At 69.8% G+C, this 16,750-nt stretch carries 14 protein-coding genes; 7 read left to right on the top strand and 7 right to left on the bottom strand.

From position 1 onward, the window contains the following. Positions 1-53: 53 nt before the first annotated feature. Complete coding sequence (locus tag ACIQ7D_RS33965) at positions 54-1,751, top strand: FAD-binding oxidoreductase (RefSeq protein WP_403944519.1); 1,698 nt, start codon at positions 54-56, stop codon at positions 1,749-1,751. 106 nt (positions 1,752-1,857) lie between these two features. Further along, positions 1,858-2,439 (top strand): TetR/AcrR family transcriptional regulator, encoded by a 582-nt coding sequence (locus ACIQ7D_RS33960; RefSeq protein WP_403944452.1) that lies wholly within the window; start codon positions 1,858-1,860, stop codon positions 2,437-2,439. A 77-nt stretch (positions 2,440-2,516) separates the two neighbouring features. Here ACIQ7D_RS33960 and ACIQ7D_RS33955 read toward each other — a convergent pair whose 3' ends face one another. Further along, positions 2,517-4,109 carry an FAD-dependent monooxygenase gene (locus tag ACIQ7D_RS33955; RefSeq protein WP_403944449.1) on the bottom strand — a complete coding sequence of 531 codons (1,593 nt, stop codon included), beginning with the start codon at positions 4,107-4,109 and terminating at the stop codon, positions 2,517-2,519. A 36-nt stretch (positions 4,110-4,145) separates the two neighbouring features. Beyond that, entirely contained in the window at positions 4,146-5,255 is a 1,110-nt protein-coding gene (locus tag ACIQ7D_RS33950) for an IS701 family transposase (RefSeq protein WP_403944447.1), read from the bottom strand. 687 nt (positions 5,256-5,942) lie between these two features. Here ACIQ7D_RS33950 and ACIQ7D_RS33945 point away from each other — a divergent pair. Further along, on the top strand, positions 5,943-6,602 hold the full coding sequence (locus ACIQ7D_RS33945; protein WP_403944445.1) for a hypothetical protein: 660 nt from the start codon (positions 5,943-5,945) through the stop codon (positions 6,600-6,602). A gap of 40 nt (positions 6,603-6,642) precedes the next feature. On the opposite strand, the gene ACIQ7D_RS33940 is transcribed toward ACIQ7D_RS33945, so the two are convergent. Together ACIQ7D_RS33940 and ACIQ7D_RS33935 are read right to left on the bottom strand one after the other, a co-directional pair. Further along, positions 6,643-7,971 carry a class I SAM-dependent RNA methyltransferase gene (locus ACIQ7D_RS33940; protein ID WP_403944443.1) on the bottom strand — a complete coding sequence of 443 codons (1,329 nt, stop codon included), beginning with the start codon at positions 7,969-7,971 and terminating at the stop codon, positions 6,643-6,645. A gap of 106 nt (positions 7,972-8,077) precedes the next feature. Beyond that, the gene (locus ACIQ7D_RS33935) at positions 8,078-10,126 is read right to left on the bottom strand and encodes an APC family permease (RefSeq protein ID WP_403944441.1); all 2,049 of its coding nucleotides are present in this window, start codon (positions 10,124-10,126) and stop codon (positions 8,078-8,080) included. Between the two features lie 395 nt (positions 10,127-10,521). Between ACIQ7D_RS33935 and ACIQ7D_RS33930 the strand changes: the two genes are divergently transcribed. The 3 genes from ACIQ7D_RS33930 to ACIQ7D_RS33920 all read left to right on the top strand — a co-directional run bounded on the left by ACIQ7D_RS33930 (position 10,522) and on the right by ACIQ7D_RS33920 (position 15,070). Then, the gene (locus ACIQ7D_RS33930; protein WP_403944438.1) at positions 10,522-11,190 is read left to right on the top strand and encodes a potassium channel family protein; all 669 of its coding nucleotides are present in this window, start codon (positions 10,522-10,524) and stop codon (positions 11,188-11,190) included. After that, positions 11,190-11,867: a potassium channel family protein gene (locus ACIQ7D_RS33925; RefSeq protein WP_384916897.1), complete on the top strand. Its 678-nt coding sequence runs from the start codon at positions 11,190-11,192 to the stop codon at positions 11,865-11,867. Before ACIQ7D_RS33930 ends, ACIQ7D_RS33925 begins: the two co-directional genes overlap by 1 nt. Before the next feature lie 161 nt (positions 11,868-12,028). Continuing rightward, positions 12,029-15,070 carry a Tn3 family transposase gene (locus ACIQ7D_RS33920; RefSeq protein ID WP_403944436.1) on the top strand — a complete coding sequence of 1,014 codons (3,042 nt, stop codon included), beginning with the start codon at positions 12,029-12,031 and terminating at the stop codon, positions 15,068-15,070. 42 nt (positions 15,071-15,112) lie between these two features. Here the strand turns inward: ACIQ7D_RS33920 and ACIQ7D_RS33915 are convergent, their stop codons facing one another. The 3 genes from ACIQ7D_RS33915 to ACIQ7D_RS33905 are packed head-to-tail and all read right to left on the bottom strand — an operon-like array spanning position 15,113 to position 16,120. Beyond that, a complete protein-coding gene (locus tag ACIQ7D_RS33915) occupies positions 15,113-15,439 on the bottom strand; it encodes a DUF1048 domain-containing protein (protein ID WP_403944435.1) in 327 nt (108 codons plus the stop codon). Position 15,440: 1 nt separating this feature from the next. Continuing rightward, positions 15,441-15,797 carry a DUF1048 domain-containing protein gene (locus tag ACIQ7D_RS33910; protein WP_403944432.1) on the bottom strand — a complete coding sequence of 119 codons (357 nt, stop codon included), beginning with the start codon at positions 15,795-15,797 and terminating at the stop codon, positions 15,441-15,443. Beyond that, positions 15,794-16,120, bottom strand: coding sequence for a PadR family transcriptional regulator (locus ACIQ7D_RS33905; RefSeq protein ID WP_403944430.1), 327 nt, complete (start codon positions 16,118-16,120; stop codon positions 15,794-15,796). The genes ACIQ7D_RS33910 and ACIQ7D_RS33905 overlap by 4 nt, the downstream gene beginning before the upstream one ends. A gap of 387 nt (positions 16,121-16,507) precedes the next feature. On the opposite strand from ACIQ7D_RS33905, the gene ACIQ7D_RS33900 reads away from it, so the two are divergent. Continuing rightward, positions 16,508-16,690, top strand: coding sequence for a hypothetical protein (locus ACIQ7D_RS33900; protein ID WP_403944427.1), 183 nt, complete (start codon positions 16,508-16,510; stop codon positions 16,688-16,690). The last annotated feature ends 60 nt before the right edge of the window (positions 16,691-16,750 follow it).

Here is a 16,750-nt window from a genome sequence, read left to right as displayed (position 1 = left end):
CCGACGACCGCGCCGGGGCCTCCTCGGCCGCCGGCTGGTCGCGCCGACGCCTGATGACGGGCGCGGCCGTCCTGGCGGGCGCCGCGGTACCGGCCGCGTCCGCCGCCGTCGCCGCCGTGGCGCCCGCCACCGCGCCGCCGACGAGGGGCGCGGCCGGGACGACAGGGGCGGCGGACGCGGCCGGGACGACGGGGGCGGCGCCGTTCCCCGCCACCTCCGTGCGCCCCGGCGACGCCCGCTATCCCGACCTGACGCGGGGCATGAACCAGCGCTGGACGGCCCGGCCGGAGAGCGTGCGGCTGGTCGCCTCCACCGAGCGGGTGCGCGACGCGGTCCAGCAGGCGGTCGACGCGGGCAGGCGGCTCACCGTGCGCGGCGGCGGCCACTGCTACGAGGACTTCGTCTTCAACGACGCCGTCGAGACGGTCATCGACCTCTCCGAGATGACCGCGGTGCGCTACGACGAGCGGCGCGGCGCCTTCGAGGTCGAGGCCGGCGCCACGCTCACCGACGTCTACGAGCGCCTCTACAAGGCGTACGGAGTCGTTGTCCCGGGCGGCGTATGCTATTCGGTCGGCGTGGGCGGGCACGTCAGCGGCGGCGGCTGGGGCATGCTCTGCCGCCGGGACGGCCTGATAGTGGACCACCTGTACGCCGTCGAGGTGGTCGTCGTGGATGCCCGGCGCCGGGCTCGCGTGGTGGTCGCCACGCGCGAACCGGACGATCCCCACCGCGAGCTGTGGTGGGCTCATACCGGCGGCGGCGGGGGCAACTTCGGTGTGGTGACGCGGTACTGGTTCCGCTCACCGGGCACGACGGGCACCGCGCCCGGCTCGTTGCTGCCCAGGCCGCCGGCCGAGGTACTGCTCAGCGCGGTCTCCTGGCCCTGGGAGGAGATGACACAGCAGGCCGTCACCCGCCTGGTGCGCAACTACGGTGCCTGGCACGAGGCGCACGCCGCGGCCGGTGGCCCGTACGACGGGCTGGTCGCCAACCTGAGCCTGAACCACCGGTCCAACGGCCAGATCGGCCTGCTGACCCAGCTGGACGCGACGCTCCCGGACGCGGGCGGACTGCTGGACGCCTTCCTGCGGGCCGTCTCCGACGGCGTGGGTGTGCCCCACGGCGCGCTGACCAACGCGATGGGCGAGCACGGGCCGATGCCGGAGTTCGCCACCCCGCGGCGGCTGCCCTGGCTCCAGGCCACGCGCTATCTGGGGGTCACCAACTCGGTCCTGGTCGACCCCACGCTGCGCGGCGACCACAAGTCGGCCTACCTGCGCCGCAACCTGCCTGAGCGGCAGATCGCCACGATGTACCGGCACCTGACCCGGACCGATTTCGCCAACCCGAACGCCATGGTGCTGCTCAGCTCCTACGGGGCGGCCGTGAACTCCGTGTCACGGACCGCCACCGCCTCCGTCCACCGTGACTCGGCGTACAAGCTGCTGTACCAGACGTACTGGCACTCGGCCGACGAGGACGCCGCCAACATCGCCTGGCTGCGCGACATCTACGAGGAGGTGTACGCCCGGACCGGCGGCGTACCGGTGTCCGACGACACCACCGACGGCTGCTACGTCAACTACCCGGACATCGACCTGAACGACCCGCGCCGCAACCGGTCGGGTGTGCCGTGGACCGCGCTCTACTACGGCGAGAACTATCCCCGTCTGCAGCGTGTGAAGGCCACCTGGGACCCCACCGACTTCTTTCGGCACGGGCAGTCCGTCCAGCTCCCGGGACTCTGAGCCCCGCCCTCCCGCTCCAGAACTCGGATGCGCCCGTAAGTCCGCTCTCAGCACACGTGGGGAGCAATTCTGGATTGGTCGGTCTGTTTGTTGCTAGCCTCCAGGTATGGCCAGAACCAAGGAATTCGATCCCGACGTGGTGCTGCAGCGCGCGATGGACCTGTTCTGGGAGCGGGGCTACGAGGCGACCTCGATGGCCGACCTCGTCGAGCACCTCGGCATCGGCCGGGCCAGTATGTACGGCACCTTCGGCAGCAAGCACGACCTGTACCTGGCCGCCATGCGGCGGTATCTGCGGGGCAGCGAGGCGGGCTTCGTCACGGCGCTCGCCCAGCCGGGACCCGCTCTGCCGGCCGTACGCGCCTTCGTGCAGAGCTGGGTCACCGAGGCCCTGACCGACCCGAACCGCCGGGGCTGTCTGGTGGTGAACGCGGCCGTGGAGCTGTCCCCGCGCGATCCCGAGGTCGCCCGCCAGGTGGAGGTGAGCTGGAGCGTCGTGCAGACAGCTCTGGTCTCCTCCCTGCTGCGTGCCCAGGCCCAGGGCGAGCTGGCCGCCGACAAGGACCCGCACGAGATCGCCCACTTCCTGCTCGTGGTGATGCAGGGCGTACGGGTGATCGCGCGGGCCTCGCCGGAGGCCGAGCGGCTGCGGGCCGCCGCCCGCCTCGCGCTGGCCGCGCTGGACTGACCGCTCGCCGCGGGGCCCCCTGCGATCCTCACGGACAGCAGTCGTCGGGGGGCGGCTCGCGCCGCCGGTGCGGCCCGTCAGCCGGGCGGCCCTTCACCGCCTCGGGGGCCCGCCGCTTCCGTCCCTTCGGCCGGTTCACCGAACCAGAGCCGCAGCGCCGCGTGCAGTCCGTCGACACCGGACCCACCGACCGGCGCGCTCCAGGCCGCGTAGCCGTCGGGGCGCAACAGGATCGCGTCCGCGGGCAGTTCCTCTTCCGCGCGGGCCGTCACGAGGTCCACCCGCCCGGCCCAGCCCGCGGCGGCCCGCCGTACATCGGCGCGGTCCGCCAGGTCGAGCAGCACCGGTCGCCCAGGGTGCAGCAGCACCGCGAGGCTGGTCGTGCCGCCGGCTGTCTTCAGCCGGGTCTCCGGGATGAAGCGTCCCGCCAGCGCGTCCGCGGGGCGCCCGACGTCATGGACGATGTCCGAGCCGCTGACCATGCCTGCCAGGTACGCGTTGACCTCGTCCACGCTCATGAGATCGGCGACCAGCCGACGCAGGGCGTCGGTGGACGGGCCGGGGTGCATCAGCGCCACCTGGGCACGGACGTTCTCCAGCACCCGTGCGGCGACGGGATGCCGTTCCGTGTGGTACGTGTCGAGCAGTCCGGTCGGCGCGTGCCCCCGTACGCAGGCGGCCAGTTTCCATCCCAGGTTGACGGCGTCCTGGAGGCCGGTGTTGAGCCCCTGGCCGCCTGCGGGGAAGTGCACATGCGCGCTGTCCCCGGCCAGCAGGACGCGTCCGGCTCGGTAGCGCTCCGCTTGCAACGCGGCGTCGCTGAACCGGGAGAGGTGACGTGGCGCGTCCATCTCGACGGGTCGGCCGGTGATCCGCTCGACCTCCGACCTGAACTCCTCGAAGGTGACCGGGGACTTCCGGTCCGGGTGCGGGCCGCGGAAGTCGTACGTGCCGACGCGGCTGTGACCCGCGGGGTTGACCCAGAAGATGGTCCAACCGCGCGGGGTGCGGTGCCAGCCGCTCGGCACGTCGTGGGGATCGGCCAGCCGCACGTTCCCCATCAGGCAGGAGATCGTCGGCAGCGTGCCGGTGAACGCGATGCCGGCCTTCTGCCGCACCACGCTGCGGGCCCCGTCGCACCCCACGACCCAGCTCGCCCGTAAGGAACGCTCGCCGCCCACCGCTTGACGGTACGTCACCTCCACCTGCCGGCCGCTCTCCCGCACGTCGGTCACCTCGGCGCCCCGCACCACCCGCCCGCCCAGCCGGACGGCGCGCCGGGCGAAGACCGCTTCCGCGTAGCTCTGCGGACTGCCGACCATCGCGGGGAACTCCTCGACCACCGGGGCCAGGTCGAGGTGCGGCAGGCCGCCGAAGTGGAACGGCACGTGCCGCTGCGGGGCCCGTCCGGCCACGTACCGGCCCGGCTGCACGGCCTCCAGCAACCCGCGCCGGTGCAGTGTCTGCGCGGTTCTGGCGTGCAGGGTCCCCGCCTTCGACTCGCCCGAGGGCTCCGGCTCCTTCTCCACCACGGTCGTACGGACTCCGTGCAGAGTCAGTTCGCCGGCCAGCAGCATGCCGACCGGACCGCCCCCCACGATCACCACGTCCGCGTCCACGGCGCCGGCCGTACCTTCCACCCCGTCCACGACGGCTGGGCTCCTCTCCATGTCACACCTGGCCCCGGCGGGGCTGTGTCGGTTCCGTCAGGCGAACTGCAAGTGGTCGCCGCTCGGCAGCTCGACCGCCTGGTCGCGTACTGCGGACAGGGACACGATGGCGTGCGCCACAGCGCTGAGGGTGGTGTGCCGGTGCCAGCCCCCGAAGGTCCGGCCCTCGAAGTCCATCGCGCCGACCTTGGTGCCGATCTCGGCGAAGTCCTGGTCGACACGTTCGCTGAGGCGGCCCAGGCGCACGACGAGCGCGGACGGCACCTCGGTCATGTTCGACAACCACAGTTCCCGCGCCCTGCGCTCCCCGGCGCGCTGTGCGCCGACCAGCCTCAGCATCGGGGTGCCCGAGCCGGGCGACAGCACGACGGCGGTGCTGGTGACCAGGGCTGACCGGTCCGGACTGGTGCGGCCCATCCATTGGACCGGACGTCCGCCGAGGTCCGCCCCCTCGGCGAGGTGCTGTGCCGTCATCAACCTGATCGCCCGGCCCTCCCGCACCGCGCTCCACGGGATCAGCCGCGTGGCACCACCGATCCGCAGTACGAAGGGGACCTTCGCCGCCGACAGATGCCGCACCAGCGCCCCCGCGTCCTCCTCTCGGGCCTCCACGACCACCGGTCGGGATCTCAGCCCCCATCCCCGTGTCAGTTCGAGCACGGCAGCCGCCGCGGACGGGACGCCGTCGTCGTCGGCGCCGACCCGCTCCGGGATCTCTCCGCGCCGCCTGCGCTCGCCATGGGCGAGCCACTTCCCGGACAGCCTCAGCCGCGAGTTGACCGGTGCGCTGTGCTGGTCGTTGGCCATCCAGACGCCGTACGAGCGCTGACTGTTGACGATGCGCCCGAGTTGTGGAACGAACGATTCGGTCACTCCGACGGTGTGTTCGCCCGCCTTGAGGACCACCACCGGCTTCACCACCCACACCAGCGGGTCGAGTGTCCGGTCGAGGTCCGCGGCCAGCGCCCTGCGCACCGGGACCCAGTCCCACGGCGACTTGCTGATGAAGTGGTGCAGCCGCTGCTCGGCGGCGCCACCTCCGGCCATCGACGCAATCGAGCGCATCGACTTGCGGCTGGTGAGCGACAGCAGCCCGGAGATGTACAGTTCGCCGTTCTCCCGCTGGTCGCGGCGCGGCAGCGACATCAGCATCCTTCGGCTGTACTCGGTGACGAAGTCGTCAGCGACCCCGCTCCAGACGATCTCGTGCGTTCGATGAGAACGGTGTAAATCCACGACGAATATCCCCTCCGCCGGACACCGGATCCAGTTGCGCCAGCGCGCTGGATCAGGAGTCCCCCCGTTGTCCTTTGGCGGCATCTATTTGAACATACGTTTTAGATTTTGACCATGCTTGTCCATTTCGCGTGACCTCTTCAAAACGGTCTCGGACCCTGATCGACTACGGACCGCTCCACCATCCGATCGGTATACCCGCAGATCAGAGCGGTCTTTCCAGCCGCTTCCACGTTGTCATCCCCCACGGCTCCCACAGTGGCGGGAGCACGTGAGGTCGCCTACACCGAAAGAGAACGAACGCCTCCAATACCAAACCGACCGTTCAACTCACAATGGATTTTTTCCTGCCGGCCAACTTCGTGTCGGAGACGGGGGCCGCCACGGCACCGGCGCTCTTGTTGCACAGCCGGGCCTACCGTGTCCTCACCTCATCAGCGACTTGGAAGGTGCGTATGAGCTCGGAGAACACGATCGCAGTCGACTCACCCTCGTCGACGAGGGCGGCCGCCAGATCGACACCGCCCCGGACGGCGTCCGGATCGGGGCGGTGTCCCTCCGGATGTGGCAGAGGACGCCATCAGTACCCCGGCGGACATGTACGAAGACTGGGACACCTATCTGATCAGGATCAACTACGAGCTGGCGCTGAAGCCGGGGCTTCCCCCGCTGACCTGGTTCGAGGTCGGGGTGGACTTCGCTTCCGACACGGCTGGTTCGGCCTCTGTCGTCGACGCGCTGCCTCGTACCGCGTCGTCGCCACGGGTAGCGACGTCGTACGTGCTCAATCACTACTTGGCATGGGTCCCCACGGACTTCGCGTCCTCGGCCGTCGCCCATCTTCCCGATACCACGGACGTCATCAACGTCTTCGGTATCGGTCACAGCGCGATCCGGTGGCAGCACAGTTCCCCTTCGGGCGGAGTCACCCAGGGCGCGCGCTCCGCCCGGGCCGTACTGGCGGTGCCGAAGGGCCGTGTGAAGCAGCGGGTCAAGTTCCCGGCGCGCTATGCCGTCCCTTCGGCCAGGGCGTTGGACTACCGGCCGACCCAGCAGCCGGTCTCTTTCACCTTGGCTCTCTCCGCACCCAGGCAGAGCCGCGCCGCAGCGGAACCACCGACTTCGGCCGGCCCCGCCGAGAGGCCCTGGGGCAGTCCCCCGTACGTGTTTCATCTCCTACGCGCACGACGACGCCACGCGCAAGGCGAACGGTCTGCCTCGGAGAGCGTCATTTCAGCGTCAGGATATCGCCCGTAACACCCACACCGCACATAATGCGCACGCACAAAACCGCAGGTCAGGAACCCTTTCCGACCGGCTCAAGGATCGCGACGCACTCCACATGATGCGTCATCGGAAACAGGTCGAACGCCCGCAGCGTCCGCGGCCTGTAGCCGCCCTCCCGGAAGTACGCCAGGTCCCGCGCGAGCGCCGCCGGGTCGCAGGCGACGTATGCGATGCGGCGCGCGCCCAGGGTGGTGAGGTGTGTGACCGTCTGCTTGCCGGCGCCCGCGCGGGGCGGGTCCAGCACGATCAGGTCCGTTTCCGTGATGCGGGTGCGCGGGAGGACCTGGTCGACCTTGCCCTGTTCGACGCGGACCCTCGGGAGGTCCTTCAGGTTGTGGCGGGCGTCCTCGACCGCGCGTTTGCCGGACTCGATGCCGAGGACCGCGCCGCTCTCGCCGACGCGTTCCGCGATCGCCCCGGCGAAGAGGCCGACCCCGCAGTACAGGTCGAGCGCGGTCTCGCCCTTCCTTGGCATCAGGCCCTGCATCACGGCCTCCACCAGCAGCTGCGGCGCCTGGGGGTGGACCTGCCAGAAGCCGCCCATGCCGACGCGGTACGTACGCCCGTCGGCGCGCTCGCGGACAAAGGCGCGGCCGTGGACGCGGTGCACCCCGCCGTCGTGTTCCTCGACCCGCAGGACGGAGACGGGTTTGTCCAGTTCGACCAGCGGGAGCCGGCCGCCCTCGCGCGGGGTGAGGACGACCTGGCGGTCGCCGGAGCCCGAGGCGGCGATGGCCTCGACCGTGGCGATCTGCGGCCATTCCCGGCGTTCGATGCCCAGTTCGCTGACACCCTCCGTGGCGATCAGGCAGTGGTCGACCGGTTCCACGTCGTGCGAGCGGTGCTTGCGCAGCCCCGCGCGGCCCTTCTCGTCGACCGCGTACTGCACGCGCGAGCGCCACGCCGGCACCTCGCCCGCCGGGAGCTTGTCGCCGGGCGCGGGCATGACCGTGCCGTCCCAGCCCGCCTCCTCCGGGGTGAGTCCGGCGAGCCGCTGAAGCTGCTCCGCGATGACCTCGCCCTTGAAGCGGCGCTGCGCGCCGGGCTTGGCGTGCTGCCAGTCGCAGCCGCCGCACCGGCCGGGGCCCGCGAAACGGCAGGGGGCCTCGACCCGGTCCTTGGAGGCGTCGAGGATCTCCACGGCGTCGGCGCGCAGGTAGCGCGAGTCCGCCTCGCCCTCCGTCACCCGGGCGCGGATCCGCTCGCCGGGCAGCGCGTGCCGTACGAAGAGCACCCGGCCCTCGTCGGTACGGGCGATGCAGTGGCCGCCATGGGCGACGGGGCCCACCTCGACCTCGTACTCCTCCCCGATCAGCGAAGCCTGCGGTTCTGTGCTCATGACGGGGTGGCTCCAAAAGATCAAGGGGTACGGGCCGGCCGACCGGACGACAGCCCACCAGTCTACGTGCCGGGCCCGGCCCCCGTGTCCGTCCGGCGCCGACCCGTCACTCCCCCGTACCGTGGTCCTTCGGCCGCGCGTCGACCGGACCGCGGCGGACCGCGCCCGGCGCGTTGTACACCCCGCGCCGCTTGGCCCGCTGCTTCGCCAGCTCCGAGGATTCGAGTTGGTACGGCACCGAGGTGACCATCACGCCCGGTGTGAAGAGCAGCCGTCCCTTGAGCCGCAGGGCGCTCTGGTTGTGCAGCAGGTGCTCGTACCAGCGCCCGACGACGTACTCCGGGATGTAGATGCTGATCGCGTCGCGCGGGTTCTCGCCGCGCAGTCCGCGTACGTACTCGATGACCGGCCGGGTGATCTCCCGGTACGGGGAGTCGAGGATCTTCAGCGGTACGTTGATGCCGCGCCGCTCCCACTCGTCCTTGAGCGCCTTCGTCTCCGCCGCGTCGACGTTGATCGACAGCGCCTCCAGGGTGTCCGAGCGCATCAGCTTGGCGTAGCCGAGGGCGCGCAGTGTCGGCTTGTGAAGCTTGGAGACGAGCACGATGGAGTGGACGCGCGAGGGCCGTACCGTGTCGGCGGCCGAGTCCTCGGAGGCGGCGATCTCCGCGGCCACCCGGTCGTAGTGCCGGCGGATCGCGGTCATCGTGCCGTAGAAGATCACCATCCCGAGCAGGGCGACCCAGGCGCCGTGGGTGAACTTGGTGGCGAGGACGACGATCAGCACCAGTCCGGTGAAGAAGGCGCCGAAGGTGTTGATCGCCCGGGAGCGCACCATGTGGCGGCGCTTGGCGGTGTTCCGCTCGGTGCGCAGATGGCGGTTCCAGTGCCGGACCATGCCGGTCTGGCTGAGCGTGAAGGAGACGAACACCCCGACGATGTAGAGCTGGATCAGCCGGGTCGAGTCGGCCCCGTACACCCCGACGAGGAGTGCGGCGGCCCCGGCCAGCAGCACGATGCCGTTGGAGAAGGCGAGCCGGTCGCCCCGGGTGTGGAGCTGGCGCGGCAGGTAGCGGTCCTGGGCGAGGATCGAGCCGAGCAGCGGGAAGCCGTTGTACGCGGTGTTCGCGGCCAGGAAGAGGACGAGCGCGGTGGCGGCGGCGAGGAGGACGAAGAAGAACGTCCCGCTGCCGAAGACGGCGGCGGCGACCTGGGAGATCACCGGGTTCTGTACGTAGCCGGAGCCGACCGGGACTCCGCCGCGGATCAGGTCGGTGGCCGGGTTCTCCGCCATCTTCACGTCGGTGGCCATGGCCAGCCCGATGATGCCGCAGAACATGGTGACGGCGAGGCCGCCCATCAGGGCGAGCGTGGTCGCCGCGTTCCTGCTCTTGGGCTTGCGGAAGGCGGGGACGCCGTTGCTGATGGCCTCGACGCCGGTCAGCGCGGCGCAGCCGGAGGAGAAGGCCCGCAGCAGCAGGAAGACGAGCGCGAACCCGGCGAGCCCCTGGTGCTCGGGCTTGATCTGGTAGTCGGCGGTGGGGGCCCGCATGGACTCGCCGAGGACGAGCCCGCGGAAGGCGCCCCAGGCGATCATGATGAAGACGCCGCCGACGAAGACGTAGGTGGGGATCGCGAAGAGCTTGCCCGACTCGCGTACGCCGCGCAGGTTCATCAGGGTGAGCAGCACGATGACCGCGATGGCGCACAGGACCTTGTGCTCGACGACGAACGGGATCGCGGAGCCGAGGTTCTCGATGCCGGAGGAGATCGACACGGCGACGGTCAGCACGTAGTCGACGAGCAGGGCGCTCGCGACGGTGAGGCCGGCTTTGGGGCCGAGGTTGGTGGTGGCGACCTCGTAGTCGCCGCCACCGCTCGGGTACGCGTGCACGTTCTGCCGGTACGAGGCCACGACCGTGAACATCAGGACGACGACGGCCAGGGCGATCCACGGGCTGAAGTGGTACGCCGACACCCCCGCGATGGAGAGGACCAGGAGCACTTCTCCGGGCGCGTACGCCACCGAGGACAGCGGGTCGGAGGCGAAGACGGGCAGGGCGATGCGCTTGGGGAGAAGGGTCTCCCCCAGCCTGTCGCTGCGCAGCGCCCGCCCGATGAGGATGCGTTTGGGCACGTCGGTCAGTTTGGACACGAAGGGATCGTATGCGTTCGAACAGTGACGTGTGCGGGCACCACCCCCATCCGTCGCGCGGCGCTCCGGGTGGCGCACCGGCCGCTCCCGGGCGGCCGGGCCGTACGGCGTCCCGCGACCGCCGGGCGCCGTACGGTGGCCCCCACCCGCACGGCTCCGCCGCCCGCGCCGAGCACCGGCCCGGCGTCGGCCTGTCGGTCCTTACCGATACGTTGGACCCGGGCAACGACGGGCGCCGCCGCGATCCCCGGGAGGGGAGCGTGCCGGGGACCACCGGCATGATGGTGCCCGGCGGACCGTGAACCGGCCCCCGTGTAGCCCGGCGAGCCGAAAGAGAGACATGAGCAGGACATTTACGCAGGTCAGATGGCCTGCGGGGAGTGTGGTGTAACGCCGTGCATATCGTCATCATGGGCTGCGGCCGGGTGGGCGCCGCACTGGCGCAGACCCTGGAGCAGCAAGGGCACACGGTCGCCGTCGTCGACCAGGACCCCACGGCGTTCCGCCGGCTCGGCTCCGGCTTCGGCGGCCGCCGCGTCAGCGGTGTCGGCTTCGACCAGGACACCCTGCGCGAGGCGGGCATCGAGGAGGCCGGCGCGTTCGCCGCGGTGAGCAGCGGTGACAACTCCAACATCATCGCCGCCCGGGTGGCGCGCGAGATGTTCGGCATCGAGAACGTCGCGGCCCGTATCTACGACCCGCGCCGCGCCGAGGTCTACCAGCGGCTCGGGATCCCCACCGTGGCCACGGTCCGCTGGACCGCCGACCAGATGATGCGCCGTCTGCTGCCGTCCGGCGCGGAGCCGTTGTGGCGTGACCCGAGCGGTGGGGTGCAGCTCGCCGAGGTCCATACGTCGGAGAGCTGGATCGGCCACAAGATCAGCACGCTCCAGGAGGAGACGGGCGTCCGCGTGGCGTTCCTCACCCGGTTGGGCGAAGCGATGCTGCCGACGTCGCAGACGGTGCTCCAGGAGGGCGATCTCGTCCACGTGATGATGCGTACGGACGACATAGGGAAGGTCGAGGCGGCATTCGCCGAGGGCCCGGACGGAGGCGGGAACTGATGCGCGTCGCGATTGCCGGGGCAGGCGCGGTGGGCCGTTCCATCGCGGCGGAGCTGCTGGAGAACGGGCACGAGGTGCTGCTGATCGACAAGGCGCCCACCGCCATCTCGGTGGAGCGGGTGCCGCTCGCCGAGTGGCTGCTGGCGGACGCCTGCGAGATCACCTCGCTGGACGAGGCGGCGCTCCAGCGCTGCAACGTGGTGATCGCCGCGACCGGTGACGACAAGGTCAATCTGGTCGTGTCGCTGCTCGCCAAGACGGAGTACGGGGTGCCGCGGGTGGTCGCCCGGGTCAACAACCCCAAGAACGAGTGGCTGTTCAACGAGGCGTGGGGCGTGGACGTCGCGGTCTCGACGCCGCGGCTGATGTCGGCGCTGGTGGAGGAGGCGGTGAGCGTCGGCGATCTCGTACGGCTGCTGCGTTTCAGCCATGGCGACGCCAACCTGGTCGAGCTGACCCTGCCGCCGGAGTCCGCGGTGACCGGGACCCAGGTCGGTTCGGTGAGCTGGCCGGAGGACACCTCGCTGGTGACGATCATCCGGGGGACGCGGGTGCTGACGCCCCATCCGGAGGAGACGCTGGAGGCCGGCGACGAGCTGCTGTTCGTGGCGGCGCAGGCGCGCGAGGAGCAGTTGGAGGATCTGCTGTCGGTACGCCGCGAGGACACCGCGGACTGACGGACCCTCTCGTACACGCGGATCCTCCGTACACGGGGTGCCGGTAAGAACGCTGTCACCAGCCGCAAACGGCGGTGATCTTGCGCGGGTGTCACCCGTGTGGGTGAGTCCGGGGTCGTACAGCTGCGCGGGGTGAGGCCCCGAGAGGACGATCGACGACCGTGGCCCGTACCTCTTTGGACCTGGACGACCTGGTCGAGCACTGGACACTGCTGAAGGACGAGCAGGGGCTCGTGTCCGGCAAGCGCGGTGCAACGCGACTGGGCTTCGCCGTGCTGCTGAAGTTCTATACGCAGTACGGCCGGTTTCCCCGAGGCCGGTTCGAATTGCCGGGCGAGGCGGTCGAGTTCGTCGCCCGGCAGGTACAGGTGCCCACCGCCGAGCTGGACGCGTACGAGTGGAGCGGCCGGACGGTCGAGTACCACGGCGCGCAGATCCGCGGCCACCTGGGGTTTCGCGAGTGCAGTGTCGCGGACGCGGACAAGCTGGCCGGCTGGCTCGCCGAGCACGTCGCGTGCAAGGAGCGGCGGCCGGAGCAGGTACGGGTGGAGCTGCTGGCCCGCTGCCGCACGGAGAGCATCGAGCCGCCGGCTCCGGGGCGATGCGACCGGATCGTGGGCGCCGCGCTGCGGGTGGCCGAGGAGACGCTGACGGCGAGGATCTCGGCCCGGATCACGGTGGAGAGCACGGAGCGGCTCGTCGCCCTGGTCGCCGGCGCCGACCAGGAGGACGACGCCGTACCCGGTGAAGCCGGGGCCGGTGAGGGCGAGGACGGTCCGCCGGTCCTGGGAAAGATCAAGGAGGCTCCGGGCAATGTGAGCCTGGAAACGATGCTCACCGAGATCGACAAACTGCTCGCGGTGAGGGCGATCGGCCTGCCGGCGGACCTGTTCGCCGACATCGCGCCGAAGGTGGTGGCCGGGTGGCGGGCACGGGCCGCGGTGGAATCCCCCTCCCATCTGCGCACGCATCCGCTGCCGCTGCGGGTGACGCTGCTGGCCGCGCTGCTGCACGAGCGGGAACGGGAGATCACGGACACGCTGGTGGAGCTGCTGATCTCCACGGTGCACCGGATCGGGGCGCGGGCGGAGAAGAAGGTCACCGAGCAGCTGGTCAACGCGTTCAAGAAGGTGTCGGGCAAGGAGAACATCCTCTTCAAGCTCGCCGAGGCGTCGATCGGCGAGCCGGAGGGCACGGTCCGCGAGGTCGTCTACCCGGCGGTCTCCGGGGGCGAGCAGACGCTGCGGGAGCTGGTGCACGAGTTCAAGACTCGCGGTCCGGTCTACCGGCGCACGGTGCAGACCACGTTGAAGGCGTCGTACACCAACCACTACCGGCGCGGGCTGATCAGGCTGCTGGACGTGCTGGAGTTCCGTTCGTCCAACCACACCCACCGGCCGGTGATCGAGGCGTTGGCGCTGGTGGCCCGGTACGCGGCGGCGGGCAACACCACGTACTACCCGCTGGGCGAGACCGTGCCCGTGCACAAGGCGATGGGCGGGGACTGGGCGGAAGTCGTGCACCGCACCGACAAGCGCGGCCGACGCCGGGTGGTGCGCATGGTCTACGAGGTCGTCGCCTTCCAGGCCCTGCGCGACCAGCTCAAGTGCAAAGAGATCTGGGTGGTCGACGCCGACAAGTGGCGCAACCCCGATGAGGACCTGCCCCAGGACTTCGCCGAGCGGCGCGAGGAGAACTACCGCGAGCTGCGCAAACCGCTGGACGCGGCCGACTTCGTCGACGAGCTGCGCGACCAGATGACCACCGAGCTGACGCTGCTGAACGATGGGATGCCGCGCTTGAGCTGGCTGGACATCGCCGAGCGGAAGTCCGGGGCGATCCGGCTGACCCCGGCTGAGGCCCAGCCCGAGCCGCGCAACCTGCGCAGGATCAAGGGCGAGGTACAGCGCCGGTGGGGCATCGTGCCGCTCATCGACATGCTCAAAGAGGCCGTCCTGCGCACCGGCTGCCTGGACGCGGTCACCTCCGTCTCCGGCGGCGGCTCCCTCTCGGCGGAGGTCCTGGCCGAGCGCCTGCTCCTGGTCATCTACGCCTACGGCACGAACACGGGGATCAAAGCGGTCGCTTCCGGCGGCCACGGCCACACCGAGGACGAGCTGCGCTACGTCCGCCGCCGCTACCTGTCGGCGGAGGCCGCCCGCGCCATCGCCATCCAGATAGCGAACGCCACCTTCGCCGCCCGCAGCACCGAGTTGTGGGGCCAGGGCTCGACCGCGGTCGCCTCGGACTCCACCCACGTGCGCGCCTACGACCAGAACCTGTTCACCGAGTGGCACTCGCGCTACGGCGGCCGCGGGGTGCTCATCTACTGGCACGTGGAGAAGAAGTCGCTGGCCATCCACTCCCAGCTGATCAACTGCACCGCCTCCGAGGTCGCCGCGATGGTCGAGGGCGCGATGCGGCACGGCACCACCATGGACGTCGAGGCCAACTACACGGATTCGCATGGCCAGTCGGAGATCGGGTTCGGCATCACGAGGCTGCTGAACTTCGACCTCCTGCCGCGTATCAAGCGGATCAACAAGGTGAAGCTATACCGGCCGACGGCCGGCGACCCGGACGCCTACCCGCAGCTCACCCCGGCGATGACTCGCCCGATCCGCTGGGAACTCATCACTCAGCAGTACGACCAGATGATCAAGTACGCGACCGCCATCCGTACGCGGACCGCGTCCACGGAGGCGATCCTGCACCGCTTCACCCGCAATGCCTCCCACCCTACCTACGCGGCCATGCTGGAGGTCGGCCGCGCCCAGAAGACCATCTTCGTGGCCCGCTACCTGCGGCTTCGTGACCTTCAGCGGGAGATCGAGGAGGGCCTGAACGTCATGGAGTCCTCCAACGGCGCCAACAGCGTGATCGCCTACGGCAAGGGCGGAGAGATCGCCTCGAACCGGCGCGACGAACAGGAGATGTTCGTCCTGTGCCTGCGCATCCTTCAGTCCGCCCTGGTCTACGTGAACACCCTGATGCTCCAGGACATCCTCGGCGAACCGGAGTGGGCGGACCTCCTCACCCCCGCCGACCGGCGCGGCCTGACCCCGCTGTTCTGGTCCCACGTCCGGCCCTACGGTGACGTGAACCTCGACATGGGCACCCGCCTCAACCTCACCGCGGCAACCGTTCCGCGGCCCCGCGCCGCGGACAGCGAGCCTGCCCGATCCGCCGTGGAGAACGCATGAACCTGCTCCGCTACAGGCCTGGGGCCGGTGGGGCGGCGGGCGTCACTTCTCGTCCGAGCCGGGTTCCGCGCTGATGGATGCCTGGTAGACATCCGCGTAGGTAGGGGAGTCCTTGACCAGGTCGTCGCAGAACGCGGCGACGTCGGTGCCGATGAGTTCCAGGACGCCCTTGCCTGCGGCGACGCCCTCCTCGAAGAAGTCGACGATCCCGGGGAGCAGGGGCCCGTCGGACAGGCTGATCGGTCCGACCTTGAACAGGTACCTCTGCATCTCCTTGTAGACGATCTGGTAGTCCGGCGGGAGAGCCTTGACCCGAGCCACGTGCGCCCGCCACTGTTTCTTGCCCTCGATGATGTCTTGGACGCTCACGTCAGCCTCCCAGCCGGCTCAATTTCCTTGCGACGTTCCTGTTCAACTGCTCGCGCCACCGGTCGCGGTAGGTTCGAGCCCCTGTTCCACCGGCAAGCGCGGTGCAGAAGCCTTGGATGTCCTCGCCGAGCACCTCGTGGACGCTCTGCCCGTCCGCCGCTGCTCCTTCGAGCAGCCCCAGAGCGGCGTCGAGGATCGGCATCAGGTTGCGGCCGGTGAAGTCCCCGTAGGGGAAGAGGTGGGCGATGATCTGTCCCCACGCCGCCCGGTAATCGTCTGGCAGGGCCTCGGCCCGAGCTTCGAACGCCTTCCATTCCCTGGTGAGATCGCTGCCTGTGACCTTCTCCCAGAAGTTCATCTCCCGCCCTCCTTGAGTCTGTCGATGCGTGATGAGAGGTACTGCCATTTCGCCCAGAACTTCGCGAGTTCCCCGCGTCCGGCGTCGTTGAGCGCGTAGAACTTGCGCGGCGGACCGACCCCGGATGGTCGTTTCGTCACCTGGACGAGCCCGTTCCTCTCCAGCCGCAGCAAGATGGTGTACACCGTCCCCTCGATGACGTCGGCGAAGCCGAGCTCGTTCAGCTGGCGGGTGATGGCGTACCCGTAGGTTTCCTCGCTGCCGATGATTTCGAGCACGCACCCTTCGAGCGTGCCCTTCAACATCTCCGTCAGGTCGTCCATCGCCGGTGCTCCTCAGCCCTGTCGGTACTGCGTGATACCGAGTACCACTATACGGTACCACCGAATAGTGGAGGGCGGCAGTATCTCCGGTAGGCGTAAACCCGGGGCCGTCGGCGAGGACCAGGGCCCCACGGCGGCGGCCACTCATCGGCCCGGCTCCGCAGTCAGTGGGGGCTCACGCCCCGATCCTCGATCTCCCCATGCTGCTTGCTGGCCAGCTTGCGGCTGTCGGCAAACGATCGAATGACGACTGGCGCAGCGGGCGTCCAATGAACCCGGATATTCCGGGGCCTCCGAGCGACTCGGATCCGATGGGATCCGATGGAGGCTGACGACAGGGTTTGATGACACCCGAGGTCCGATGCGCCGACAGAAGCGAGGAAGAGCGTGGCCAATCTGGTCTACAAGCGGGTGTCGACCGACCAGCAGTCGACCGACCGCCAGAACCTCGTCCTGGACGAGGCCGGCATCGAGGACCCGATCGCCTTCGAGGAGGACTCCGGCACCTCCAGCCGCCTCCACTCGCTCCAGCGCCCTAAGAAGTCATCTCATTTGGTGAGTCTGCGGTAGCAGATGAGGGTGCAGGCGATGCTGGTGAAGGCCAGAAAGTGGTCGGCCTTGCGTTCGTAG

Origin of the sequence: Streptomyces sp. NPDC096310, assembly GCF_044763125.1 — a bacterium.
In the GTDB taxonomy this organism is placed as follows: domain Bacteria; phylum Actinomycetota; class Actinomycetes; order Streptomycetales; family Streptomycetaceae; genus Streptomyces.
This window is presented reverse-complemented; position numbering and strand designations above follow the sequence as displayed.

Excerpts from the sequence above, each read along its gene's own strand:
- ACIQ7D_RS33905 (WP_403944430.1), bottom strand. The coding sequence starts at position 16,120 with ATGGACGACCTGACGGAGATGTTGAAGGGCACGCTCGAAGGGTGCGTG.
- ACIQ7D_RS33940 (WP_403944443.1), bottom strand. The coding sequence starts at position 7,971 with ATGAGCACAGAACCGCAGGCTTCGCTGATCGGGGAGGAGTACGAGGTC.
- ACIQ7D_RS33950 (WP_403944447.1), bottom strand. The coding sequence starts at position 5,255 with ATGTCGCTGCCGCGCCGCGACCAGCGGGAGAACGGCGAACTGTACATC.
- ACIQ7D_RS33965 (WP_403944519.1), top strand. The coding sequence starts at position 54 with ATGACGGGCGCGGCCGTCCTGGCGGGCGCCGCGGTACCGGCCGCGTCC.
- ACIQ7D_RS33910 (WP_403944432.1), bottom strand. The coding sequence starts at position 15,797 with ATGAACTTCTGGGAGAAGGTCACAGGCAGCGATCTCACCAGGGAATGG.
- ACIQ7D_RS33945 (WP_403944445.1), top strand. The coding sequence starts at position 5,943 with ATGTACGAAGACTGGGACACCTATCTGATCAGGATCAACTACGAGCTG.
- ACIQ7D_RS33925 (WP_384916897.1), top strand. The coding sequence starts at position 11,190 with ATGCGCGTCGCGATTGCCGGGGCAGGCGCGGTGGGCCGTTCCATCGCG.
- ACIQ7D_RS33955 (WP_403944449.1), bottom strand. The coding sequence starts at position 4,109 with ATGGAGAGGAGCCCAGCCGTCGTGGACGGGGTGGAAGGTACGGCCGGC.
- ACIQ7D_RS33960 (WP_403944452.1), top strand. The coding sequence starts at position 1,858 with ATGGCCAGAACCAAGGAATTCGATCCCGACGTGGTGCTGCAGCGCGCG.